Source organism: Methyloligella solikamskensis (assembly GCF_042676065.1).
Taxonomy (GTDB): Bacteria; Pseudomonadota; Alphaproteobacteria; order Rhizobiales; family Methyloligellaceae; genus Methyloligella; species Methyloligella solikamskensis.
In genome coordinates this window covers 2,047,083-2,066,249 of record NZ_JBHTJO010000001.1, presented here as the reverse complement: position 1 = coordinate 2,066,249, position 19,167 = coordinate 2,047,083, and the positions used below count along the sequence as shown (strand labels likewise).

Here is a 19,167-nt window from a genome sequence, read left to right as displayed (position 1 = left end):
CCATGGCGACCCTAGCTGAGCTCCGCAGGAAGACACGGCATCTGCTGTCGCGAACCGTCGGAAGCATCGCCAGGCCTTCGAAGGGAAACTGGCGGTCCGTTGGGCCGGTCACCGATTTCGCCATCGTCGGTTTTCCGAAATGCGGAACGACAGCCTTGGCACGCTTCTTCGAAACCAATGAGGACGTGCAGCTCGCCAAGCTCAACGGCCGCTACGAGTCGCCCTATTTCAAGGTCGGGGGTAGGGACCCCGGACCCGATTATCGCCCTGGCGCCGCGAACGGCCACAAATTCACCAGCTATGCCTATTCCCGCGCAGCCCTGCGCCGCCTCTACGACAGCAATCCCGAACTGCTGTTCGTCTTCTGCGTTCGGGAGGCCAAGCCCGCCATGCTGTCGTGGCGGCGCATGCATTCCCTGATTGCTGAGCGCGGCACCCCGGAGACCCATCCGGTCAACCGGTCGGCTGAATCTCGCGCCTTCTACCAGAGCTGTTCGGCCGAAGCCTATTTCGAGGCCTACGCCGACGAGCGCCTCAACTATGCGCAGCTCATCGAACGATTTCGCACGGCATTGCCCGAGGCCCGGTTTGTGGTCACCTCGCAAGGGCGGTTGGCGCAGGACGCCGCGGGCGTCATGACCGCCTTGCTCAGCAAGCTCGGCATCGCGCCTTCGGCCGGCTATCTCGCCAAGTTGCCGAAACGGCATGACAGCTATGGGCAGCGTGCGACGACGGAGCTTTCGCCGGAACTCGCCGCGGCGCTGACGAAGAAGGATGAAGAGTTGTTTGCGCTGATCGACAGCCTGCCGCCGGAGCAGAATTTGACGCTCCGCCAGCCGGAATTCCGGGAGCGAGAGGGCTCTCCAGAGAACGCGCTCTAGGCTAGGCGGTCTCGGACGCCTCAGCCGGTGACCGCAGAGGCGGCTCGGCCGCAGGCACCGGCCGCGAGATCAGCATGGCAAGGCGATCACCCTCCCGCCGTCCCCGCGGAAATGCGGCCTTGGGGTCCAGGTCCAGGAAGGGCAGCACCACAGCCTTGGCAAAGGCGCAAAGCACCGGACGCGGGCCGTAGCGTTCGATCGTTACATTCAGAGACTGTGCAGCGTCCACGTAATGCCTGGGCCGGATCAACATCTGATCGATCAGATCGAAATAGTGCTCAAAATCGGGAGAGATCGTCTGACCGTATCGCGCCTGGCAGGCGGCCGGGCCTTCGTCCAGCGCATAGAGCACCATCTGCGCCAAACGCTCGGGATCGGAAACCGTAGTTTCTATGTAATGGTCCGACGACAGGCCGAAATGGTCGAAATCGTGTTTGAAGGACGCAAAAACCGAGGTGCTCGCCGCAAGGATCTGCATGCTGGGCAGGGAGGGCTTCGCCGCCGAGCTGGTGGACATCACGGTCAGCCCGCTGCCGCAGCCGACGAACATGTCCGCATGATGGGTAAGCCGTGCCGTCTCGCGCATGGTGAGTTCTCCGCCATGCATCACCCTCGGAGAATCTACATCAATGGCCTCATGGGTAGAGAGGATGAAGGCGATATCGGGATCGGTCTCGCCAACGATCCTGGCGACCTCCACCATCAGGGCAGGGGTCACGAACGACTGGCCGGATTTCGATGAGCACTCGCAAAGCACCACCTTGCGAAACGAAGATAGCTTGTGCGCGGCCGCCCACTCATCGACCCGTTCTTCTTCCTCTGCCGTCAGCCGGATCACCGGATCGATGGGGACCGTGATAGGATGCGGAAAGTTGCGGAACAAAGGGGGGCGGACCGTGCCGTCGAAATTGCAGAAATGGCTGGGAAAGACCTGGGTGAGATAAGCCTGATCGAACGTCCCCAGGGCCACCTCCTGCCAGGCTTCCTGCTCGAAGATCGGCCAAACCCTGCGCATCTCGCCCCAGCCCGGAACATCAACCTCCCAAACGGCGTCGACATGGGGATTGTTGTCGATCACCCGCCGGCACAGATTTGAGATGGCCCAGGTGAGATGGCAGTCGGGGAAATCGTGCTTGAGCTGCCGGGCAATCGCGGTGGCGTAAAAGCAATCCCCGTTGGAGCCGAGCTGTCCCAGCAAAATGCGAGTCACGTGGTCAGGTCTCCCGAAGTCCGATTGCCCACAACCTATAGAGGAAGGCCGTAGGTCTCTGCCAGTATCCATTTCGCCACGTCGAGGGCCGACTGCTTTGGGCCGGCGCCGAGCACCTCGACCATCCGGCCGATGTCGGCCCGGTATGACGGCTCAAGCGAGCCGTCCGGTTCGCTCATCACCTCGACATGCTCTCGCCAGTCCAGACCGGCCAGGTCGAACAGGGCGGAGGTGAACTCCAATCCCGTCCAGCTTCGACCGGTGGCCATAACGTAGTCTTGGTTCTCGTCGGCCTCCAGAAGCGCTGCCCCGAGGGCCATATACTCCGCGCTGCTTCCCCAATCGCAGGTGAAGTCGAGGCCGTAGAGCGGCGAGAGATCGGGCGTCTTATCGGCGCTCAATGGCTTTCCTCTCGTCTTGGCCAGGGCGTTGGCCAGCAACCCGGTCACACGCGGCAAGAAGAAATGCGCTGGACGCCGCGGAGATTCATGGTTCAGCAGATAGAGGACCGTCGCCCGGACGCCATGATGTGTCCGATAGTAATCGATCAGCTCTTCGGCGGCGTTCTTGGTGATGGAGTAGAGGCAGGTCGAGAAGCGCGGCAGTCCTTCATGGATGATCGGCGGGGGCTTCGCCCCGAAGACCTTTAGCGAGCTTGCATAAAGCAGGCGCGTTTCGGGGGACTCGTTTCGGATGAATTCAAGGCAGGTGTGGACGCTGCCCACATTGACATCCAGAGCCGCCTGCCAGTGATCCTCGTACACGAAGCCCGCGGCCCCATGCACGGCGGCGACATGATGGATGCGGTCCGGCTTCGTCTCGCGCAGCAGACCGGCCAGAGCCTCCCGATCGGTGTTGAGATCGAGATGGAAATACCGGAAGCGCGGGGAGGAGTGCACATGTCGCGCTTGCGCTTGCCGCGCGATGCCGACCACGTCCCAACCGTCGCCGAGCAGGTGCTCGGCCATATACGAACCATCTTGACCGTTCACCCCGATGATCAGGGCGCGGCCGCGCGAGCGAGAAGGGTCAGCGAGATTAGATGCCAAGGATCTCCTCAAGCCGTTCCGGCGTCATCTGCGCCGCCTTCAAGCTCTCCTCGAGATTGGTCTTGTCGACGACCTCGACCTCGGGCAGCGGGAACAACATCTTCGTGCCGGCCCGGATCGTGTCCGCTTCGCGCTCCAGGAACTCACGCCGGAAGTGCCAAGGCAGCACCAGATAGTACTCCGGCTTCATGGCCCGTGATTTCTCTTCCGATATGATCTTGATGTTGGTGCCCACGGTCATGGCGCCGTCCTTCTGAGGATTCCGGTCCGCCGCGTAAGGAACTTTGAAGGCGTCGATATTATACCACTGAAGCAGCACGTTGCCCTTGGTAGAGGCGCCGTAGACATGCACCGTCTCCCCACGGTCGCGGATCTCGGCCAGCAGCCGATCCATCTCTTCGCGCAGAGCCTCGATGCGTTCCTGGAAGGCGCGATAGGGCTCGTCCGTATCGAGCTGCATCTCGAACTCCATGAGCTGCAGCCGGCGGATATATTCGTCCGCAGCGCGGGTGTCGTATTTGATGCAGTCGTCATGCGAGACGTAGCAGCGAATGCTACCGCCGTTGATCTCGTTTAGCTCCACCTTGAAAATGTGGAGTCCTGCTGCTCGCGCGATGTGCTGCAGCACTTCCAGCGAGTAGTATTCCAGATGCTCGTGGCAGATGGTATCGAACGAGTTCATCTTCAGCATCAGCGGCATGTACGACATCTCCAGAATCCAGATGCCGTCTTTCGCGAGCAATTCCTTGATGCTCTTTGCGAACGCGATCGGGTCCTCCAGATCGTAGAACATGGCGATGGAGGTGATGACGTCGAACTTCCGGTCGCCGATCTGAGCGCGGCCCTTGGCGCTTGGGAAGGTCGTGCCGATCACATTGACCCAGTCCTTGATCTCCTGAGCGATGTCGGAGGGGTCGTAGCCCCAAAGATCGAAGCCCTCGGGGTAGGCGGCGAGCAGGGTGCCGTCGTTGCAGCCGATATCGAGCACGCGCTTGTCCTCCGGCTCGACGATATCGAGCGCCGAGTCCACGATGCCCTTGAGGTGATCCCGCATGGTCTGGTTCGTGCCCGACCGGTACCAGTAGTTGGCGTACAGGATTTCCGGGGGCACCGAGTTCTCGAGTTGTAGAAGCCCGCAAGCCCCTTCCGTCGCCTCGACGTCACATCGGACCAAGCGGGTCGGAAGCTTCCGCAACGGCGGCATCACCGTGCCGGGTTTGACGAACGCGCCCTGAAGAAACTGAGGCTCGAGATCGATAACCGGCTTCAGCGTCGGCGATTTACAGATTCGGCAGCTCTTCTTGTGTCGGATGTGCATTTTTATTCCGGAGATGCGTGGTTGGCGTGAGGCATAGCGGAGAGTAGCAGCCTCGTACCAACCCCTGGTTGGCAGCGCAAGTTAGACTTGGCCTGGAATAGACTTGGCCTGGATTAGACTTGGCGTGGACATGTGAGAGTTGGTTGGAAACGAGGGTTGCGCAGGCGGACGGCTGGATCCGGCGCGTGCAAGATCGCTGAGCGCGTTCATCCATCATTTCTCAGTTCAGGGGCTGGGGCAGTTGAACGACACGATTTGAGCAGGTCGGTAACAGACGATCCGTCGAGAAGGCTTGCTTGGACCTTTTCGATTAACTCGGGTGTCGCGAACTCGGATCCGCCCGCTTTCGCAATCGATGTAGCGACATCCTTTGCGATCCGACGAAGGGTCTGATTGAGCTCGGCATTGCGGTGTTCCAAGCGTGAGGAGGCCTGCAAGGAAGCTGCGAGAAGTCTGCGGGCCTCATCGTTTTCCGTAAGGTCTCCTGCGCGGATCAGCGCCTGCCGGCGTTCCTGATCCGCCCATCCCAGCTTCCTGCGTAGCCGTTCGTATTCATCGGCGGTCTTCCGCAGCTCGGCCAGCCATCTCGCCCTGACGAGGCTCACGCCGAGAAACTGGTAGGTGGATAGTCCAAACATGCTTTACGCACCCCCGCCGTCAAAGCTGCGAGCGACCGAGACTTGTCCTCCGGCTCAATAGTCCGAATAGGATTTCTCTTCGATGATCGAGGCCCCAAGGTGAAGATTGATCTGCTTCTTGATCGCTGCTCGCTGATCGTTGGTTCGATAGATCTTGCGGGCGGTCGCCAGAAAGAACTCACCGAACTCCCCTCGACGCTCGCAGTCACGAATAGCATCCTCCAGATCCCAAATGCGGTCGTTCACCGCTTTGAGCTCTGCGCAAAGCTGCGCGAGCGTGGGGTCATCCGGCATATTCTCCTGCGCCGCGGCGGCCAAAAGCTCAAGCTCCCGGTGAATATTCTCCAGCTTCGCCGCGTCGTTGATCCGCTCGGATTTGATTTCCAAGATGGAGATCTTGTCGGCGAGTTCTCCTGGTGCGACGGGAATAACAATTAGCTTCATCGCGTGCCCGCTCCATTGGCCGTACACTGTCGCTTGGGCCGTTGGCCAAGGAGTGAGCTAGCCCCTCAACAATAGAGATTCGATTCCAACACCGAGAGTTCTCCTGCTGTTTGGATCCTGGAACGGGGTGCTATCAATCGTAATCCGGAGAGTTTTTTCGCCATTGAGATCGGGCAGGGGGAACTCACCGGTAAAGGGCCGGTTTTTCAATCTGTCGGCAAAGAGCTGCTCCTCGTTCGCAAAGATTGAGACCTCCCGCCCGCCGGGAGGCCCGTGAGCGGTGATTTTCAGTTTCAATGTCTTCGGCTTGAACTTGCCCAGCTCGACCTCAAATTCGGCTTTACCCTCTGTCCAGCGTTTGTGTTTTCCAATTCCAATCTCGATCGGGTGCGCGCCCGTCACTGCAACCTTGTAGTTAGGCAACACGGCGATCTCGATCTCCGACGTGGCGGCTTCGCGGCGGCGCTGTTCCCCCATGTACCTGAGCTTGTTTTCGACGCGCGCTATAATACGAGGCTGCCTGAACCAGCGATGCGGGATAGTGTTTGCTACGCGATGGACGAGGCCGTCCCAGATTCGCCTGCTCGCTGCGCGTGCCGGTTCGACTTGGCTGGCCAGTTCGTGGCCCAGAGCCTGCAGCCGCTCACCGTCGTTCAGTAATTCGACCGCCGCTTCCGCCGCTCTATCTGGACTGTCGAGTTCGAATTGCGGGACGAGCTCTGCAAAGGGTAGGCCGGTGAGGGCTTCCTTCGTTGAGAGCAATGGCGCGCCGTGCGCCAGGCATTCGAGAATTTTGGTTTTCGACCCGAACGTATTTGAAATTGGAACCATGAAGAGGTCTGAGCTGGTAAAACGCTCCACCACATCCTCTTTGGCCCCTGTCCCCCGGAATTCGATATTCGGCTTGCTCCAATCGGCTGGCAGATCCTCTTCCGAGGCGCCGATCACGATGATTCGCGCATCCGGATCGCGCTTTTCGAGCTCCGGCGAAAACCGGTTCGCAAGCCAATCGATGGCTTGGTAGTTCGGATAGTGAGCAATGTTGCCGACGAAGAAGATTTCCTTGTTGGCGGCGTACTGCCAAGGCGGTTGGCGCTTCTCCAGGATCGGCGGGATAACCACCATCTCTGTTGAAGGGAAACTGCCGTCAGGAATGTCATTTTTGGTCAGGGTGACGACAGCCGCACTCTTTCGATAGATCGAATTCTCAAAGCGCCTCATACGCCATTCTGCGATTGGTGAACTCGAAATGGCTTCCTGGAGTCGCCCCATGAGGCGACTCTCGCGATGGAAGTCACCTTCTCGGTTGAGTGTGATGGTAATCTTGGGAACGGGAAGGCGATAGAGGGTCGGCACCCAAATCGCACTCGGTAGATAGTCCACAACCACAACATCGGGATGGAAGTCATCGAGGAACTGACAGAAATTCCGGTCCAGATGCTTTTGTTCCTCGGCGCGCAGCTCCCACATAAACGGCCACCGATGCCTTGGCCGGAAGGAGTAGGGTTTGATCTTGGGCGCCCGCGCCTTCACGAACTCTGTGCTGAAATGCTTTACGCCCAGCGAGGCCAGGAAGTCCTCATCACCAGAGCGGATCGAGAAGACACAGAGATCGATATCCTCAAGTGAGGCCAAGAGCTTGACGTGTTCGCGGCACACGAGCATTCCGCCACTCGTTTCGTCCCCCAAGGGAACCGCCGTGAAATAAACTACTCGCGGCTTCTTTTTCGGGATCAGAGACCGAGATTCAGACAGATTGAGCCGCTTCTCAAGGTCGGCGATAACGCTACGGCACCGCTCGACCTCCTTCTCCAATTCCATAGCCTTCTTTCGGACCCTTCCGAATTGCGGACTATGAAAGAAAAAATCGTCGAGCTGGTTCACAGGCAGCTTGAAACAGTCGAGCAGTTCTTTGCTTTCCTCGCGTACGAAGAAGTCATTCACCCCATCGAAATAGGCAAAGATATATCCATTCGATTCCAGCACACCCTGCCACTGCTCCGCGCGCCGGATATTCTTGAAGGGTTCCGTGCTCTCGATAATGAGGACCTCCGGGCGGTGCCGGGTCCAGTCGGCTGCCCGGATGATTGCTTCCTCGCTCCCCTCAGCATCAATTTTCAAAAAGTTTATGTGCTTGGCCGGGGCGTAACGATCGATCAGAGCGGGCAGGGTCGTTACGGGAATAATGGAAGCGTTGCCTTCCGCTCCTTCCGAGTTGAGGCTCGATAGGGCGGTTCTTGTATGGACGAAGAAAGGTGCTTCGCCTTCGAAGTCGGTCACGGCGCAATTCAGATTGATGTCCCGGGGCCGCTCGGCATCGAGCATGCTGAAGATCTCGCCGGGCTCCACGTTAATGCCCGACCAGCCCAGATCGTAAAACGCCTTCGTCACGGAGGAATTGACAGGGTGATGAGCCCCGATATCGATGTAGAAGCCGTCTGTCGTTTCCGGGAAGCAGCGTTTCAAGAGCACATCTTCGAAATTCGATGCGTAGCTCCAGAACTGTTCCATACTAAATCTCCAGCGGACGAACGCGGTCGCTAACCACTAAGAATCGTCTTTATATTACACGTCTATGGCGCGAGAGGTTATATTACACTCTTATGGCGCGAGAAGGTCTAGCCAGGAGTCGTCTTTCTCATATCCGAGTGTGATGAGTGCGGGGCCGAACAGCTCTAGGAACCGCTCGCCGTCTCGCCGTCGAAATTCGGATTTCCACTGCGCGGCGGCGCCGGAGCGAACATGCTCCGTCCGGGCCATCTTCCCTTGAGTATGAAGGCTCACGACCTTCGTTCGTTCTATTAGAGAACGGGTAGTCTTTTTGCCGAACCCCAGGAACGAAAAAATTTCTGCGAAGCCAGTTAGGTCCACGTCGGACATCAGGTCTTCGTACTTCAGGTTGACAAAGCGCGGATCTCCATAGTCCCAATCAAGCATATCCCGAATTGTCGCACCCCCCATGTTCTCCATCTCGAACATAAAACGGTCTTCTTCCGGCGAGGCCTTGATCGCCTCCTGATAGGTGCGCCCACCAAACTTTTCTTGCTGGACATGTAGCCAAGCCTCGGGGGATTTCTGATGGTAGTAGGCACCCGATATGACCACATCGCGGGGATCTCGGATGACGTGCAATCCCACGAAATCCTTCTCGAGACCTGTGGTCTTTGTGTATTCGCCACGAGGATCGAAATAGACAGGCACAAGATCGGGTAATTTTCGTTCCGGCCCGGACTTCGTCAGGTTGATGAACTCATAGTTCAGTTCCGGCTGCGTCAGAAGCTGGAAGATTTTCAGCATCCAGACCGTGCCGGTCTTGTGATGGGTGCTGATGATTACTGGTACTCCCTGATCCGCTGCCTTTGACTCTTGGCTCCTCCGAACCTTGGCGCGCGAGGGTTGGCCCGGCAGAAGACCCGGCCGATCGAGGGAACGGCAAACGGCGTGTTTAAAGGATCGAATGGCTTGGAACATCAGTGCGCTATACCGAGTGATCGTCTGCAGCGGCAGCCGTGCTAGATCGGTTTTCGTAACCGAGTTCGTCCATCACGTCGCCATGCACTTCGTAAAAGAGTTCGAGCTGTGGCGCCAAGACTTCACATACGCCGACCAGGAAGCGTGTTGCGTTCCCTCTCCGCGAAGGAGTTCGTCGAGTTCCGGCTTGTTAGGAGAAAAAATCTGCAAGAAATGGTAGAAAGTCACGATAGACGCCCGTCCGTCCCTCACGACATAGATCGCCTTACGATCGCCGGTGGCGTATTCATGGGTCTTGATTAAGTCTGTTTGCGCCTCGGTGGCGTTGTCGTAGCCGACAATTGAGCGCAACTTATCGGACCAACGGAAGTCGTCGTACTGCGAGCCTACGAAAACTCCGAAGCAATCGTGGATGACTGTCCTCAGATATGTGTTTCCCCATCGCGAATAGGAAGCGACCCAAATCATGCGCCCCCCTCGCAAATGACTTGTACGGACAGCGGCAGAGCGCTGTGCAGATACTTGCGGAAGCAACCAGCCGCTGTCAACTCGCGATGGTTCTTTCCCCACCAAAGCGTTCGCACTTGGGCGCCGGCAGGTTGTGAAGGAACGGTATTGGTGGCATTGGATTGGCTAGGTTGGTCAGGATAGATCGTGCCGGGCGCACGGTCCTCATTCGGGCAGGGGGCTCACGGGTATGCGGTTACTTCGGCGCTTGATGTCTCCGCTCCGGGCGAAGGTCGATGAGATCGCCGGTCCGCTTCGAACCAAGCTCGACAAGATCCTCGCCTCTCAAGGACATAGCTTTGCAGCGAGCCGGCGGCTTGCTGAACGTCAGCTCTTGCTCTCCGGCCAACTCGCATCCTTCGAGGTTCGCCGGCTGACCGAGATCGATACCCTCGCAGACGTCGAATTCAGCGTGACCTCTCAGTGGGGAGAAGACGGGATCATCGAATGGCTGGTCCAGAAGCTCCCCGGAATTGACCGTTCTTTCGTTGAGTTCGGAGTGGAGAATTTCGGCGAGGCCAATGCGCGCTTTCTGCTTCAAAATCGCGGCTGGCGTGGCTTGGCGATGGATGGCAGCGAAGCGCATATGAACCACCTGCGCTCCGAAACTCTTTACTGGCGCTACGATCTGGTTGCCGAATGCGCTTTCGTCACGGCGGAGAACATCAACGCGCTGCTGAAGAAGCATGGCTTCGACGGCGACCTCGGCATTTTGAGCGTCGACATCGATGGCAATGACTACTGGGTCCTAAAGGCCATCGACTGTGTGCAGCCCGCCTTGCTAATCGCCGAGATCAACGGAGTGTTTGGCGACCGCCATGCCATCACTATTCCTTATGACCCGAGCTTCGAACGGCTGAAAGCCCACCATTCCGGCCAGTATTTCGGGGCCTCCTTGCAGGCCATGATCGCGTTGGCCAAGGAGAAGGGCTTTACCTTCCTGGGCACCAATTCCAACGGGGTAAACGCCTTCTTCGTGCGGGACGATTTGGAGGACCAGGTTATGCCGTCCATCCGCACCGTAAAGGCCTGGCCGGCGCGCCATCGCGACGCCAGAAACGAGGCAGGGGAGCTGGTCTTCACCCGCGGCACGGCGAAAGCGGACCTGGTGGCCGAGATGCCGGTCTACGACATCGACCGGAAGACGGAGCTTTCCCTGGGCGAGCTGTTTCCCTTATACAGCGAAGACTGGCAGAAAGATCTGACCACGCCCCCCGCGAATGGTTGAGAGCCACGGTCTAAAAAATGACCGATTGGCCATTGCATTGTGGGGCGATACCAGTGCAGAGCCAGCGTGGCATCGCTTGATCTTCCGCAGGATCCGACGGGATGAGCAACACTGAGAACATAGACCGAGATGCCGCAACGGTGCTCGAAGCACCGGAGGAGAGCTTTGGCTGGACCTGCCTTCGGGCTGTCAAATCGGTGGCAGCCGCCCTGGCTGCGGCCTATCGGGCCAGGCCGCGTCTCACCATGTTCTTGATTGTCAGCCAGTTCGTGTCCCAGATCGCACATGTCTTGGCATTCCTGTTGCCATTGAAGGTCATCCTTCTTGCAGCGTCAGATGGCGTGCCGCGCTACTTTCCGTTCATCAATCCGGACCACAAGGGCATCTGGCTCGTCAGCCTCGCGGGCCTCGCGGTCGCATTCTACTCGCTCAACCTGATGCTCGAGGTCACGACCAAGCGTCTGTCCGCCAGAGCGCGCAACCTCAAACGCTTGAACAAGCAGCAGGCCAAGGCGAACAAGGCCGCCCCCAGCCTCAGCGACGAGGCTATCCGTCATCTCCAGCAACTCACCAAGGTCGCCGCGAACCTTGCCATCGGCATTCTCGGCTTCCTGGTCATTCTGTTGCTGGATCCGCTGATTGTGGCGGGGGTCGCCGCTCTTGGCCTGATCTCGATGCTCGTTATTGCCGTCATCTTCGACAATTCGGGATCGGCGAAACTGAGTCGCGCTGCGGACTATCTGTCGAACAATGGGCAAGCCGTGGTGCAGATCTTGTCGTCTCTGGCCTTCTTCGTAGCCTTCTTCATCATCCTGCTTCCATTCGCCATGAACGGCGGCGGAAACATGCTGCTGGCGTTGGTGACCTTCATCGTCCTCCGCCAGTCTTTGCGCGCTTTCTCCATTACGCTGAACGTGACGATACGATTCTTTCAGAAGCTTCCGGAAACGGCAGTTACTGCCGAGGAAGAATAGGCCGCGCTGCGGCCCCGCCGTCAGAGTCGGGTGACCACCTCTTGTGAGTTTGCTTGGGTTCACTGCGACATTTTGGAGCGTTCCTCTCGGTGCCGGTTTATGCGCGCTGCAACTGAGTGAAGTTTCCAGGCGCACTTGCCCGAGCCGTTTCGCAAAACTACGGAGAATCAGTTGATTAGGCGCTGTGCATGTTTATGCAGAGCTTCTAGCGGAGCGCCTGAAAACTGTGCCGTGATGCTGATCCGCCAATGGTCTTGGTCATGCCATGGGCGGACCGAGGCGAAATCTTTAAAACCGTTCTAATTTCCGAAAACCTCCAATAACCCGCCACCTTTAGAAATCCTCCCCTGTGCAATCAGGGAGAAATGAATGGCGAAGCCTTCATACACCGCCGAAGAAGCGGGTGCTCAGATCATTCGGGATGGTTACAGCTGGGGCTATACGCAAGGCGACCCTGTAGCGGTGTCATACGCTTTCCGCGTTGATCAGCCGGCCTACAACAACAGCAGCAATGTCTACGGCACCTTCAGCCCGTTCAATTCCGTGCAGATCGCCGCGGCGACGACGGCGCTGGAGCTCTGGTCGGATGCGGCGAACATCACCTTCGTGCCCGAGGGAACTGGCAGCGCCCCTTATGGTGATTCAGCCGCAATTCTCTTCGGCAACTACTCGGCGAACGACGGGGCTGCGGCCTTCGCCTATCTCCCTTCGCCGAGCAAAACCGCCGGTGACGATCCCGAAGGCGATGTTTGGGTAAACCGCTACTACGGCGGGTTCACGCCTTACGATGGGAACTACGCCAATCTGGCCATGATTCACGAGATCGGTCATGCCATCGGGCTGGGCCATCCCGGTGACTACGATGCCATGGCAGGCGTCAGCATCACGTATTCGAACAGTGCCGAATATCTCCAGGACACCCGCCAGTATACGGTGATGAGCTATTTCAGCGCCGGCAACACAGGGGCGGATCATGGAGGGATCTACGCCAGCACACCTCTGATGCACGACATCGTGGCGCTCCAGATGCTATACGGCGCGAATTACGACACCCGCTCTGAGGGCAACGTTTACGGGTTCAACTCGAATGCCGGATCGGCCTACAGGGTGGCGACCGCCCAGGACCAGATAATCTTCAGTGTCTGGGACGGCGGCGGCATCGATGCCTTCAATTTCTCCGGCTACGCGTCCAACCAGCGCATAGATCTGCGCGAGGAGTCTTTCTCCAACGTCGGCAACCTGACGGACAATGTCTCGATCGCACCCGGTGTTACGATTGAGAATGCGGTCGCAGGCCGGGGCGATGACTGGGTGACCGGCAATGACGCGGACAACAAACTGTTCGGATTGGCGGGAAATGACATTCTTGTCGGACACGACGGAGACGATTTCATCCAAGGCCATTCTGGTCACGACAGGCTTTACGGTGGCCTTGGTGAGGACCGTCTCGTGGGCAGCGGAGGCTTCGATTGGCTTTTCGGTGGCGCCGACAACGACGTCCTGATCGGGGGGTATGGCTCCGACGTTCTCCAGGGCGGGACCGGCGATGATATGCTATATGGCGGGACCGGCAATGACCGGCTGTTCGGCGGCATTGGCGACGACATCCTTGTCGGCGGCCCTCAGCGCGACATACTGGTGGGGGGTGCTGGAGCGGACGTCTTCGATTTCAACGCCATCGGCCACAGCCGGGCTGGAAGTCAGCGCGACGTCATTACGGATTTTGAGACTGGCATCGATCTGATCGATTTGAGTTCGATCGACGCCAAGACCGGTGCCGGAAACCACGCGTTCAACTGGATTGGCGGTCAGAACTTTCACGGCGTGAAGGGCGAGATTCACTACAAGCTTGTAGGTGAGCACGCACTTGTCGAGGGAGACATAGACGGCGACGGGAAGGCAGATCTCCAGATCGTCGTCATGAACAAGAGTGGACTGAGCGACTCCGACTTCCTGCTCTAATCGATCGCATCTTTTAGGCGAGATCGCTGACTTAAGCGGTCCAGCCTTCGCGACGGATCGCGACTATCAGAGATGCCCGAGAGAGTCGGTGAAAACGCGGTTCAAGCGTTCGACAGCTCCCGGATTGATGAAGCCTCGGCAGCCGCATCTTCGAGCTGATCGAGCGGGCATTTAAGGGCAGGCTTGCCATTGGACGGGGGGAGTTGTGTGCAGCAATACGCCACAAAAAGCCTCGCCAGTGCGGAATGTCACTGCTAAATTCGCGCGCCATGACGAATATAGAAGTTGCCCGTACTGATCTCCGAATTCCCAATTCGGATCGTCTCTTCACCCTTGTCGGATCGCCGAACGACAGAAGCGTTTTCAACTCTGTGATTAGGGACCAGGGAGTCTGGGAGCCGCACGTTATGAACGTGCTGGCCGATATCATCCAGCCGACGGATGTGTGTCTCGACATCGGGGCGAACATAGGCATTTTCACGATCCTGATGTGCCAGCTTTCATCGCATGTTGTTTCCTTCGAGCCGTCCGATTTCAACGCAAATTTGTTGGCGGCTAACGTCTCTGAAAATGGGCTCGAGACAGCAAAGGTGGTTCGATGTGCCCTCGGCGCGGTGCGGGAAACCAAGACGTTCGTACATTTGAAGGAGCTGCCCGGGTGTTCATTTGTGAATGCGGGCGATGATCCTGAAATAGTACAAAAGTTTTGGAATCGGGATCTGGAGCGAACGGAGAATGTGGTCCAGGTCGAGTGCCTCGACGACTGGCTCCCAACACACGGAGAAGACAGGGTCGATTTCATCAAGATGGATGTCGAAGGGTCCGAGCGTGATGCCATCCAAGGCGGATGGAAGATGTTCTCCGAACAAAAGCCCAATATGGTGATCGAGTTTAACCGCCGGGCACTGCAGCAAAAAAACGGTGTTGATCCCCGGTCGCTCTGGGATCTTCTGATCCTGCTCTACAGTCACATCTACGTGCTCGATCCGGACGTCGACAAAGCGCCGATCCGGGTGACGTCGTACGACGCGCTTTACGAGCATCTGCCCGACAACCGGTTTTGGGCCGACGTGCTCTGTTGGTTGTACCATGGCCAGCGAATAAAATCGCAGGCATAGCGGGTGTCAATCAGCAATGACGGTGGCGTCGGAATTGTGACCCATCGCACACAGTGATGCCCGTCAATGGGCGGCTTCTGCGCTTTTGGGGTTGTCTGCCAAGTGGCGTGCACGCATTACTCGCTCCAGGTGTCTGGGGCGGTGTACGCGCGTTGATCTTCACATCGACAGATTTTCTCTTCGTTTTTCTGCCTGTTGTCTGGCTGATCTACCTGTTGCTGGCGCAATTGAAAGCTGCCACTGCAACCAAGGTTCAGTTGGTGCTGGCCTCGGTCCTTTTCTACGTCTCCTGGAACGCTTCCTATCTTCCGATCCTGCTCGGAAGCGTGGTCTTCAATTATTTCCTCGCCAGGATGATGATGGCGAGAGGCGAGAAGTGGATGCTTTGGCTCGGCATCGTCGCCAATCTCTCGCTTCTTGGCGTTTACAAATACGCAGACTTCACGATCGGCACGCTGGATACCCTGTTTGGCGCCGACATCCCGTTCGTGAATATCGCGCTTCCTTTGGCGATCTCCTTTTATACCTTTCAGCAGATCGCTTATCTGGTGGACACCTGGGAAGGGAAGATCGAGCGGATCACCTTCTTCGATTACCTGCTTTTCGTCTGTTTCTTCCCCCAGTTCATCGCCGGCCCGATCGTTCATCACAGCGAGATGATGCCGCAGTTCACCAGCGGCAACTTTCTGAAGGTGAACCGCCGCAACCTGGCGGCGGGACTGGCGTTCTTTGCGATCGGCTTTCTGAAGAAGACCATGCTGGCAGATCCATTGGCCGGCGTGGCCAACGAGGTTTTCGCCAGGGAGGCTGGTTTTCCGCTCTCCATGCCCGAGGCGTGGTTCGGCGCCATCGCGTACACCCTCCAGATCTATTTCGATTTTTCGGGCTATTCGGATATGGCCGTCGGCCTGGGGCGTCTCTTCGGAATCAACCTCCCTTACAATTTCAACTCACCTTACAAATCCGCTTCGATCATCGATTTCTGGCGCCGCTGGCACATGACCCTGTCGCGCTTCCTGCGCGACTACCTGTACTTTCCCCTGGGCGGCAACCGGAAAGGGGTCGTCCGCCGGTATCTGAACCTGATGATCGTTATGCTGCTGGGCGGCCTCTGGCATGGGGCCGCCTGGACCTTTGTCGTCTGGGGAGGGCTGCATGGTCTGTATCTGATGCTGAACCATGGCTGGATCGAATGGGTCGAAAGCCGCATCGCGATACCCGCACCTCTCAAGCATGTCGGCGGCGTTGCGATCACATTCCTCATGGTTGCGGTGGCTTGGGTCTTTTTCCGTGCGCCGACATTCGATCGCGCCTTCGAGGTGCTGCGCCCCATGTTCGGAATGACGTCGAAGCCCGGCTCCCTCTACGAGGGCTAGACGGTCTACGGCTTCATCGCTCTGTTCGGAAGCGACAGCCTGCGGCTTTCGCCCAGCAGCTTCGCGCTGCTCGAAAACGGCCTGACCCTCTTTGTGCTGCTGGGCATCTGCTTCTTTCTTCCCAACAGCCAGACCCTGGTGGATGGAGCGCGCGGCGCGTTCGGAAGGCCTCAAGACGAGCCACGGAGCTTTTTCCGCTGGCCTGCGATTACTGCCGGGGTGGTCACTGTGCTGTTCGCCGCGGTAAGCCTTTCCGTGTGGCGCGGCTCGCTGTCGACCGAATTCATCTATTTCGGTTTCTAGGGCAGAGAGGCGCACCATGAAAACAATCCTTGGCTTTCTGTCCCAGGCCGTCGTGGCGGTGGCCCTGACGCTGGTGGCATTGGAACTCACATCCCTCGCGATCGCCGGCATGCTGAGCTCGCTCTATGGAGCACCGGTCCTGGGAGGTGATACCCTGACCAATCGGCTCCGCAGCACCCCGTACATGCAGGGGACAGGACCGAGATACCGCGAGATCTGGAACATCAACGGGATGGGATTTCGCGGTCCGGAATGGAAGTTCTGGAGCGACGCCCGAACGGTCTGGGTTTTTGGCGACAGTTTCACCGAAGGCCACGGACTGGCCTATGACGAGCTTTATTCTTCGCGGTTGCAGAAGCTTCTGGATGAGCGATACGGCAAAGGCGCATGGCGTGTCGTGAGCTTCGGCAAGGGCGGCACCGGGCTGATGCTGGGATTGGACATCTACGAGCAGGGGCGGAAGATATCGCCCCCGGATGTCGTTCTCTACAGCGGCTCGGCGAACAACGAGTTCCTCGACGCCCAACGAGACCTCAAAGAGGAATCCAAGTGGACCCCGCTGGGGGGCAATCTCTATTTTCCGTACACCGAGGCGATCTCCCAACGAAACGCCGACAGGGCGAACAAGCTCGGCTGGATCGGGATCGTGACATCGACGGCCACCTCGTTCTGGCAGCGTTTCGGGCAGAACGAGACACTCGAAAAGGAAGGGGCGTACCTCTTCACGGAAACGGACGCGCGGGACCGTTTGGAGGAATATCCGAGGTTCGAGACCTTGAGCCTGAAGATCAAGGAGATGGCGCGCGCCGGCGAAATCCACACCTACTTTCTGATGCGCAGGCTCGACAAGCCGGACCAGTTCGTAAAATTCCGGGAAGAAGACAGGAAGGTTCCGGACACCGCAGCCTACGAACAGATATTGGCGCAGTTCATGAGCGAGGTGAAGGAGGACGCCGTACCTCTGACGATTGCGACGACTCTCGTTGGCTCTTTCGCACTCAACTGCGACCACTGCGACGAATTCCGGGAGCTGGGGGTCGAAATTCCCCCTGACATGATCGCCAAGCAGGATGAGGAAAGAAAGGTTTCGGCCACCGACCGCAAATTCCGCGACCTATGGCTCGACGGGGTGAAGTCGCCGGACTCCGACGTTTGTGTCCTGGATCTCTACGACATCTTCAAGCCGATCGCGAATGAGAGGCTGTATCAACACTACGATGGGCATATCGGTGCGCGGGGCCACGAGGCCTGGGCCGCCAGCGTGTTCGCGTTGATCGAAGCCAAGTTCGAGGGCCGGCCGCTCGACGGCCCGGGGGTCGCGTGCAGCACGAGCGGGAACATGGACGATGTATTATCGGTCTCGTCACCGTCGGAGCCGTAGAGGGCGGAACACAGACTTTCCCGAAGGGTCCGGGGCAGGACCAAGCCGCCAGGGACCGTGCGCTCCCGAAGTCCGTAAGGAGTAATCCCCAGGACAGGTGAAGATCACCCCCTTTTTCTTGAAATGCTTGAAGCGCTCCGCGAAGATTACCGCATGAAGTTCTGGATTGCATCCTATCCCCGTTCGGGGAATTCCTTGGCCCGATTGATCCTGGCCGAGGTCTTCGATCTTCAGACAACGTCGATCTACGAAAGCGAAAACCAGCTCATGGCGCACCCAGCGTCAACAATGGCGCACAGGGTCCGCTTTGCAGGCCAACTGAATGAGTGCGATTTCGACGGGCCTTATTGGATCGGGGTCAAGACCCACGATGCAACGCCATCGGACGACTCTCCGGCGCTCTATATCGTCAGAGACGGGCGTTCGACCCTGGTCTCCTATTGGCACTTTCAGCAGGCCTGGGGCAGCAAATCCTTCACCATGGAAGAGCTTATCGACGGTAAGGCGCTCGGTGGATCGTGGTCGGAACACGTCGCCGCCTGGCATGACCGCCCGCACACGCTCACCTTGCGCTACGAGGAGCTGGTCGCCGATACCGACTCGCAATGCGAACGTATTGCGGAGTTTCTGAACGTCGAACCGAAGAACGAGTTCTCTCAACCTTTTGAGGAGCTCAACCAGATGGCCCCGACGCTCTTCCGTGCTGCGGAAGACTCCAAGAACATTGCCGAGATAACTCCCCATCTCGAAATGTTCGACGAATTCCACGGAGAAGCCATGCGTTTGCTCGGCTACTATTAATTATCTCGCGTCGCGAGCAGCCGGAGTTTGGTCAACTCATGGGGTAAATGGTGAGCCGGCAGGGATTCGAACCCTGGACCTACTGATTAAAAGTCAGTTGCTCTACCAGCTGAGCTACCGGCTCCCATTGACGGCTTGCTAGCATCGGTGTCTCCAGAAGTCTACGGCATCATGGACACGGATAGAGCGCTTGCAGCCATCGCTCACGGGGAAGACGCATTTCGCTCGAGGGAGCTGCGCCAGTGCGATTACGCGTAGCCGAGTTGACCGAGGGGGTTCGGCGAGGACCCCCGCACGCTCTCGGATATGTTGATCCTGCTTTACAGCCACATCTACGTTCCTGAGCCCCGAAGTCGGCAAGGTTCCGATCCAGGACACCCTATGAGGCATTGGCCGAACATATGCCCGACAAACGGTATTGTGAGGACGTGCTCTGCTGAACCAGCCTTTCGCCGAGGTGCCACCGCCCGGCACCTCGGCGATCTTATTAGGAGGGCACCGCTCCG

At 58.2% G+C, this 19,167-nt stretch carries 17 protein-coding genes and 1 tRNA gene; 9 read left to right on the top strand and 9 right to left on the bottom strand.

What is annotated here, in order from left to right:
* Positions 1–2 precede the first annotated feature (2 nt).
* Positions 3–881: a hypothetical protein gene (locus tag ACFQ2F_RS10050; RefSeq protein WP_379089413.1), complete on the top strand. Its 879-nt coding sequence runs from the start codon at positions 3–5 to the stop codon at positions 879–881.
* A gap of 1 nt (position 882) precedes the next feature.
* On the opposite strand, the gene ACFQ2F_RS10045 is transcribed toward ACFQ2F_RS10050, so the two are convergent.
* The 8 genes from ACFQ2F_RS10045 to ACFQ2F_RS10010 all read right to left on the bottom strand — a co-directional run bounded on the left by ACFQ2F_RS10045 (position 883) and on the right by ACFQ2F_RS10010 (position 9,479).
* A complete protein-coding gene (locus ACFQ2F_RS10045) occupies positions 883–2,091 on the bottom strand; it encodes a glycosyltransferase family 9 protein (RefSeq protein WP_379089410.1) in 1,209 nt (402 codons plus the stop codon).
* A 35-nt stretch (positions 2,092–2,126) separates the two neighbouring features.
* Positions 2,127–3,140 carry a GDP-mannose 4,6-dehydratase gene (locus ACFQ2F_RS10040; protein WP_379089407.1) on the bottom strand — a complete coding sequence of 338 codons (1,014 nt, stop codon included), beginning with the start codon at positions 3,138–3,140 and terminating at the stop codon, positions 2,127–2,129.
* Positions 3,130–4,458, bottom strand: coding sequence for a class I SAM-dependent methyltransferase (locus ACFQ2F_RS10035; protein ID WP_379089405.1), 1,329 nt, complete (start codon positions 4,456–4,458; stop codon positions 3,130–3,132). The genes ACFQ2F_RS10040 and ACFQ2F_RS10035 overlap by 11 nt, the downstream gene beginning before the upstream one ends.
* Positions 4,459–4,664: 206 nt before the next feature.
* On the bottom strand, positions 4,665–5,096 hold the full coding sequence (locus ACFQ2F_RS10030; protein WP_379089402.1) for a hypothetical protein: 432 nt from the start codon (positions 5,094–5,096) through the stop codon (positions 4,665–4,667).
* A 54-nt stretch (positions 5,097–5,150) separates the two neighbouring features.
* Entirely contained in the window at positions 5,151–5,567 is a 417-nt protein-coding gene (locus ACFQ2F_RS10025) for a DUF6165 family protein (protein WP_379089399.1), read from the bottom strand.
* 30 nt (positions 5,568–5,597) lie between these two features.
* A complete protein-coding gene (locus ACFQ2F_RS10020; RefSeq protein ID WP_379089396.1) occupies positions 5,598–8,051 on the bottom strand; it encodes an FkbM family methyltransferase in 2,454 nt (817 codons plus the stop codon).
* Positions 8,052–8,141: 90 nt separating this feature from the next.
* Positions 8,142–9,011, bottom strand: a complete 870-nt coding sequence (locus ACFQ2F_RS10015) for a sulfotransferase domain-containing protein (RefSeq protein WP_379089393.1) — start codon at positions 9,009–9,011, stop codon at positions 8,142–8,144.
* A 72-nt stretch (positions 9,012–9,083) separates the two neighbouring features.
* Positions 9,084–9,479, bottom strand: a complete 396-nt coding sequence (locus ACFQ2F_RS10010) for a hypothetical protein (RefSeq protein WP_379089390.1) — start codon at positions 9,477–9,479, stop codon at positions 9,084–9,086.
* 229 nt (positions 9,480–9,708) lie between these two features.
* On the opposite strand from ACFQ2F_RS10010, the gene ACFQ2F_RS10005 reads away from it, so the two are divergent.
* From ACFQ2F_RS10005 to ACFQ2F_RS09970, 8 genes are all read left to right on the top strand, one after another.
* Positions 9,709–10,746: a hypothetical protein gene (locus ACFQ2F_RS10005; protein ID WP_379089387.1), complete on the top strand. Its 1,038-nt coding sequence runs from the start codon at positions 9,709–9,711 to the stop codon at positions 10,744–10,746.
* A gap of 101 nt (positions 10,747–10,847) precedes the next feature.
* Positions 10,848–11,720 carry a hypothetical protein gene (locus ACFQ2F_RS10000; RefSeq protein WP_379089384.1) on the top strand — a complete coding sequence of 291 codons (873 nt, stop codon included), beginning with the start codon at positions 10,848–10,850 and terminating at the stop codon, positions 11,718–11,720.
* Between the two features lie 369 nt (positions 11,721–12,089).
* Complete coding sequence (locus ACFQ2F_RS09995; RefSeq protein ID WP_379089381.1) at positions 12,090–13,682, top strand: M10 family metallopeptidase C-terminal domain-containing protein; 1,593 nt, start codon at positions 12,090–12,092, stop codon at positions 13,680–13,682.
* Between the two features lie 407 nt (positions 13,683–14,089).
* Positions 14,090–14,800: an FkbM family methyltransferase gene (locus tag ACFQ2F_RS09990; RefSeq protein WP_379089378.1), complete on the top strand. Its 711-nt coding sequence runs from the start codon at positions 14,090–14,092 to the stop codon at positions 14,798–14,800.
* A 56-nt stretch (positions 14,801–14,856) separates the two neighbouring features.
* Positions 14,857–16,176, top strand: a complete 1,320-nt coding sequence (locus tag ACFQ2F_RS09985; RefSeq protein ID WP_379089375.1) for an MBOAT family O-acyltransferase — start codon at positions 14,857–14,859, stop codon at positions 16,174–16,176.
* A gap of 93 nt (positions 16,177–16,269) precedes the next feature.
* Positions 16,270–16,479: a hypothetical protein gene (locus ACFQ2F_RS09980; protein WP_379089372.1), complete on the top strand. Its 210-nt coding sequence runs from the start codon at positions 16,270–16,272 to the stop codon at positions 16,477–16,479.
* A gap of 16 nt (positions 16,480–16,495) precedes the next feature.
* Positions 16,496–17,860, top strand: a complete 1,365-nt coding sequence (locus tag ACFQ2F_RS09975) for an SGNH/GDSL hydrolase family protein (RefSeq protein WP_379089369.1) — start codon at positions 16,496–16,498, stop codon at positions 17,858–17,860.
* A gap of 204 nt (positions 17,861–18,064) precedes the next feature.
* Positions 18,065–18,661 (top strand): sulfotransferase domain-containing protein, encoded by a 597-nt coding sequence (locus tag ACFQ2F_RS09970; protein ID WP_379089366.1) that lies wholly within the window; start codon positions 18,065–18,067, stop codon positions 18,659–18,661.
* Between the two features lie 48 nt (positions 18,662–18,709).
* On the opposite strand, the gene ACFQ2F_RS09965 is transcribed toward ACFQ2F_RS09970, so the two are convergent.
* Positions 18,710–18,785, bottom strand: a tRNA-Lys gene (locus ACFQ2F_RS09965).
* Positions 18,786–19,167: the final 382 nt, after the last annotated feature.

Coding starts and splice junctions, on each gene's coding strand:
- ACFQ2F_RS10050 (WP_379089413.1), top strand. CDS start 3: ATGGCGACCCTAGCTGAGCTCCGCAGGAAGACACGGCATCTGCTGTCG.
- ACFQ2F_RS10035 (WP_379089405.1), bottom strand. CDS start 4,458: ATGCACATCCGACACAAGAAGAGCTGCCGAATCTGTAAATCGCCGACG.
- ACFQ2F_RS10030 (WP_379089402.1), bottom strand. CDS start 5,096: ATGTTTGGACTATCCACCTACCAGTTTCTCGGCGTGAGCCTCGTCAGG.
- ACFQ2F_RS10020 (WP_379089396.1), bottom strand. CDS start 8,051: ATGGAACAGTTCTGGAGCTACGCATCGAATTTCGAAGATGTGCTCTTG.
- ACFQ2F_RS10015 (WP_379089393.1), bottom strand. CDS start 9,011: ATGTTCCAAGCCATTCGATCCTTTAAACACGCCGTTTGCCGTTCCCTC.
- ACFQ2F_RS10010 (WP_379089390.1), bottom strand. CDS start 9,479: ATGATTTGGGTCGCTTCCTATTCGCGATGGGGAAACACATATCTGAGG.
- ACFQ2F_RS10005 (WP_379089387.1), top strand. CDS start 9,709: ATGCGGTTACTTCGGCGCTTGATGTCTCCGCTCCGGGCGAAGGTCGAT.
- ACFQ2F_RS10000 (WP_379089384.1), top strand. CDS start 10,848: ATGAGCAACACTGAGAACATAGACCGAGATGCCGCAACGGTGCTCGAA.
- ACFQ2F_RS09995 (WP_379089381.1), top strand. CDS start 12,090: ATGGCGAAGCCTTCATACACCGCCGAAGAAGCGGGTGCTCAGATCATT.
- ACFQ2F_RS09990 (WP_379089378.1), top strand. CDS start 14,090: ATGAACGTGCTGGCCGATATCATCCAGCCGACGGATGTGTGTCTCGAC.
- ACFQ2F_RS09985 (WP_379089375.1), top strand. CDS start 14,857: ATGCCCGTCAATGGGCGGCTTCTGCGCTTTTGGGGTTGTCTGCCAAGT.
- ACFQ2F_RS09975 (WP_379089369.1), top strand. CDS start 16,496: ATGAAAACAATCCTTGGCTTTCTGTCCCAGGCCGTCGTGGCGGTGGCC.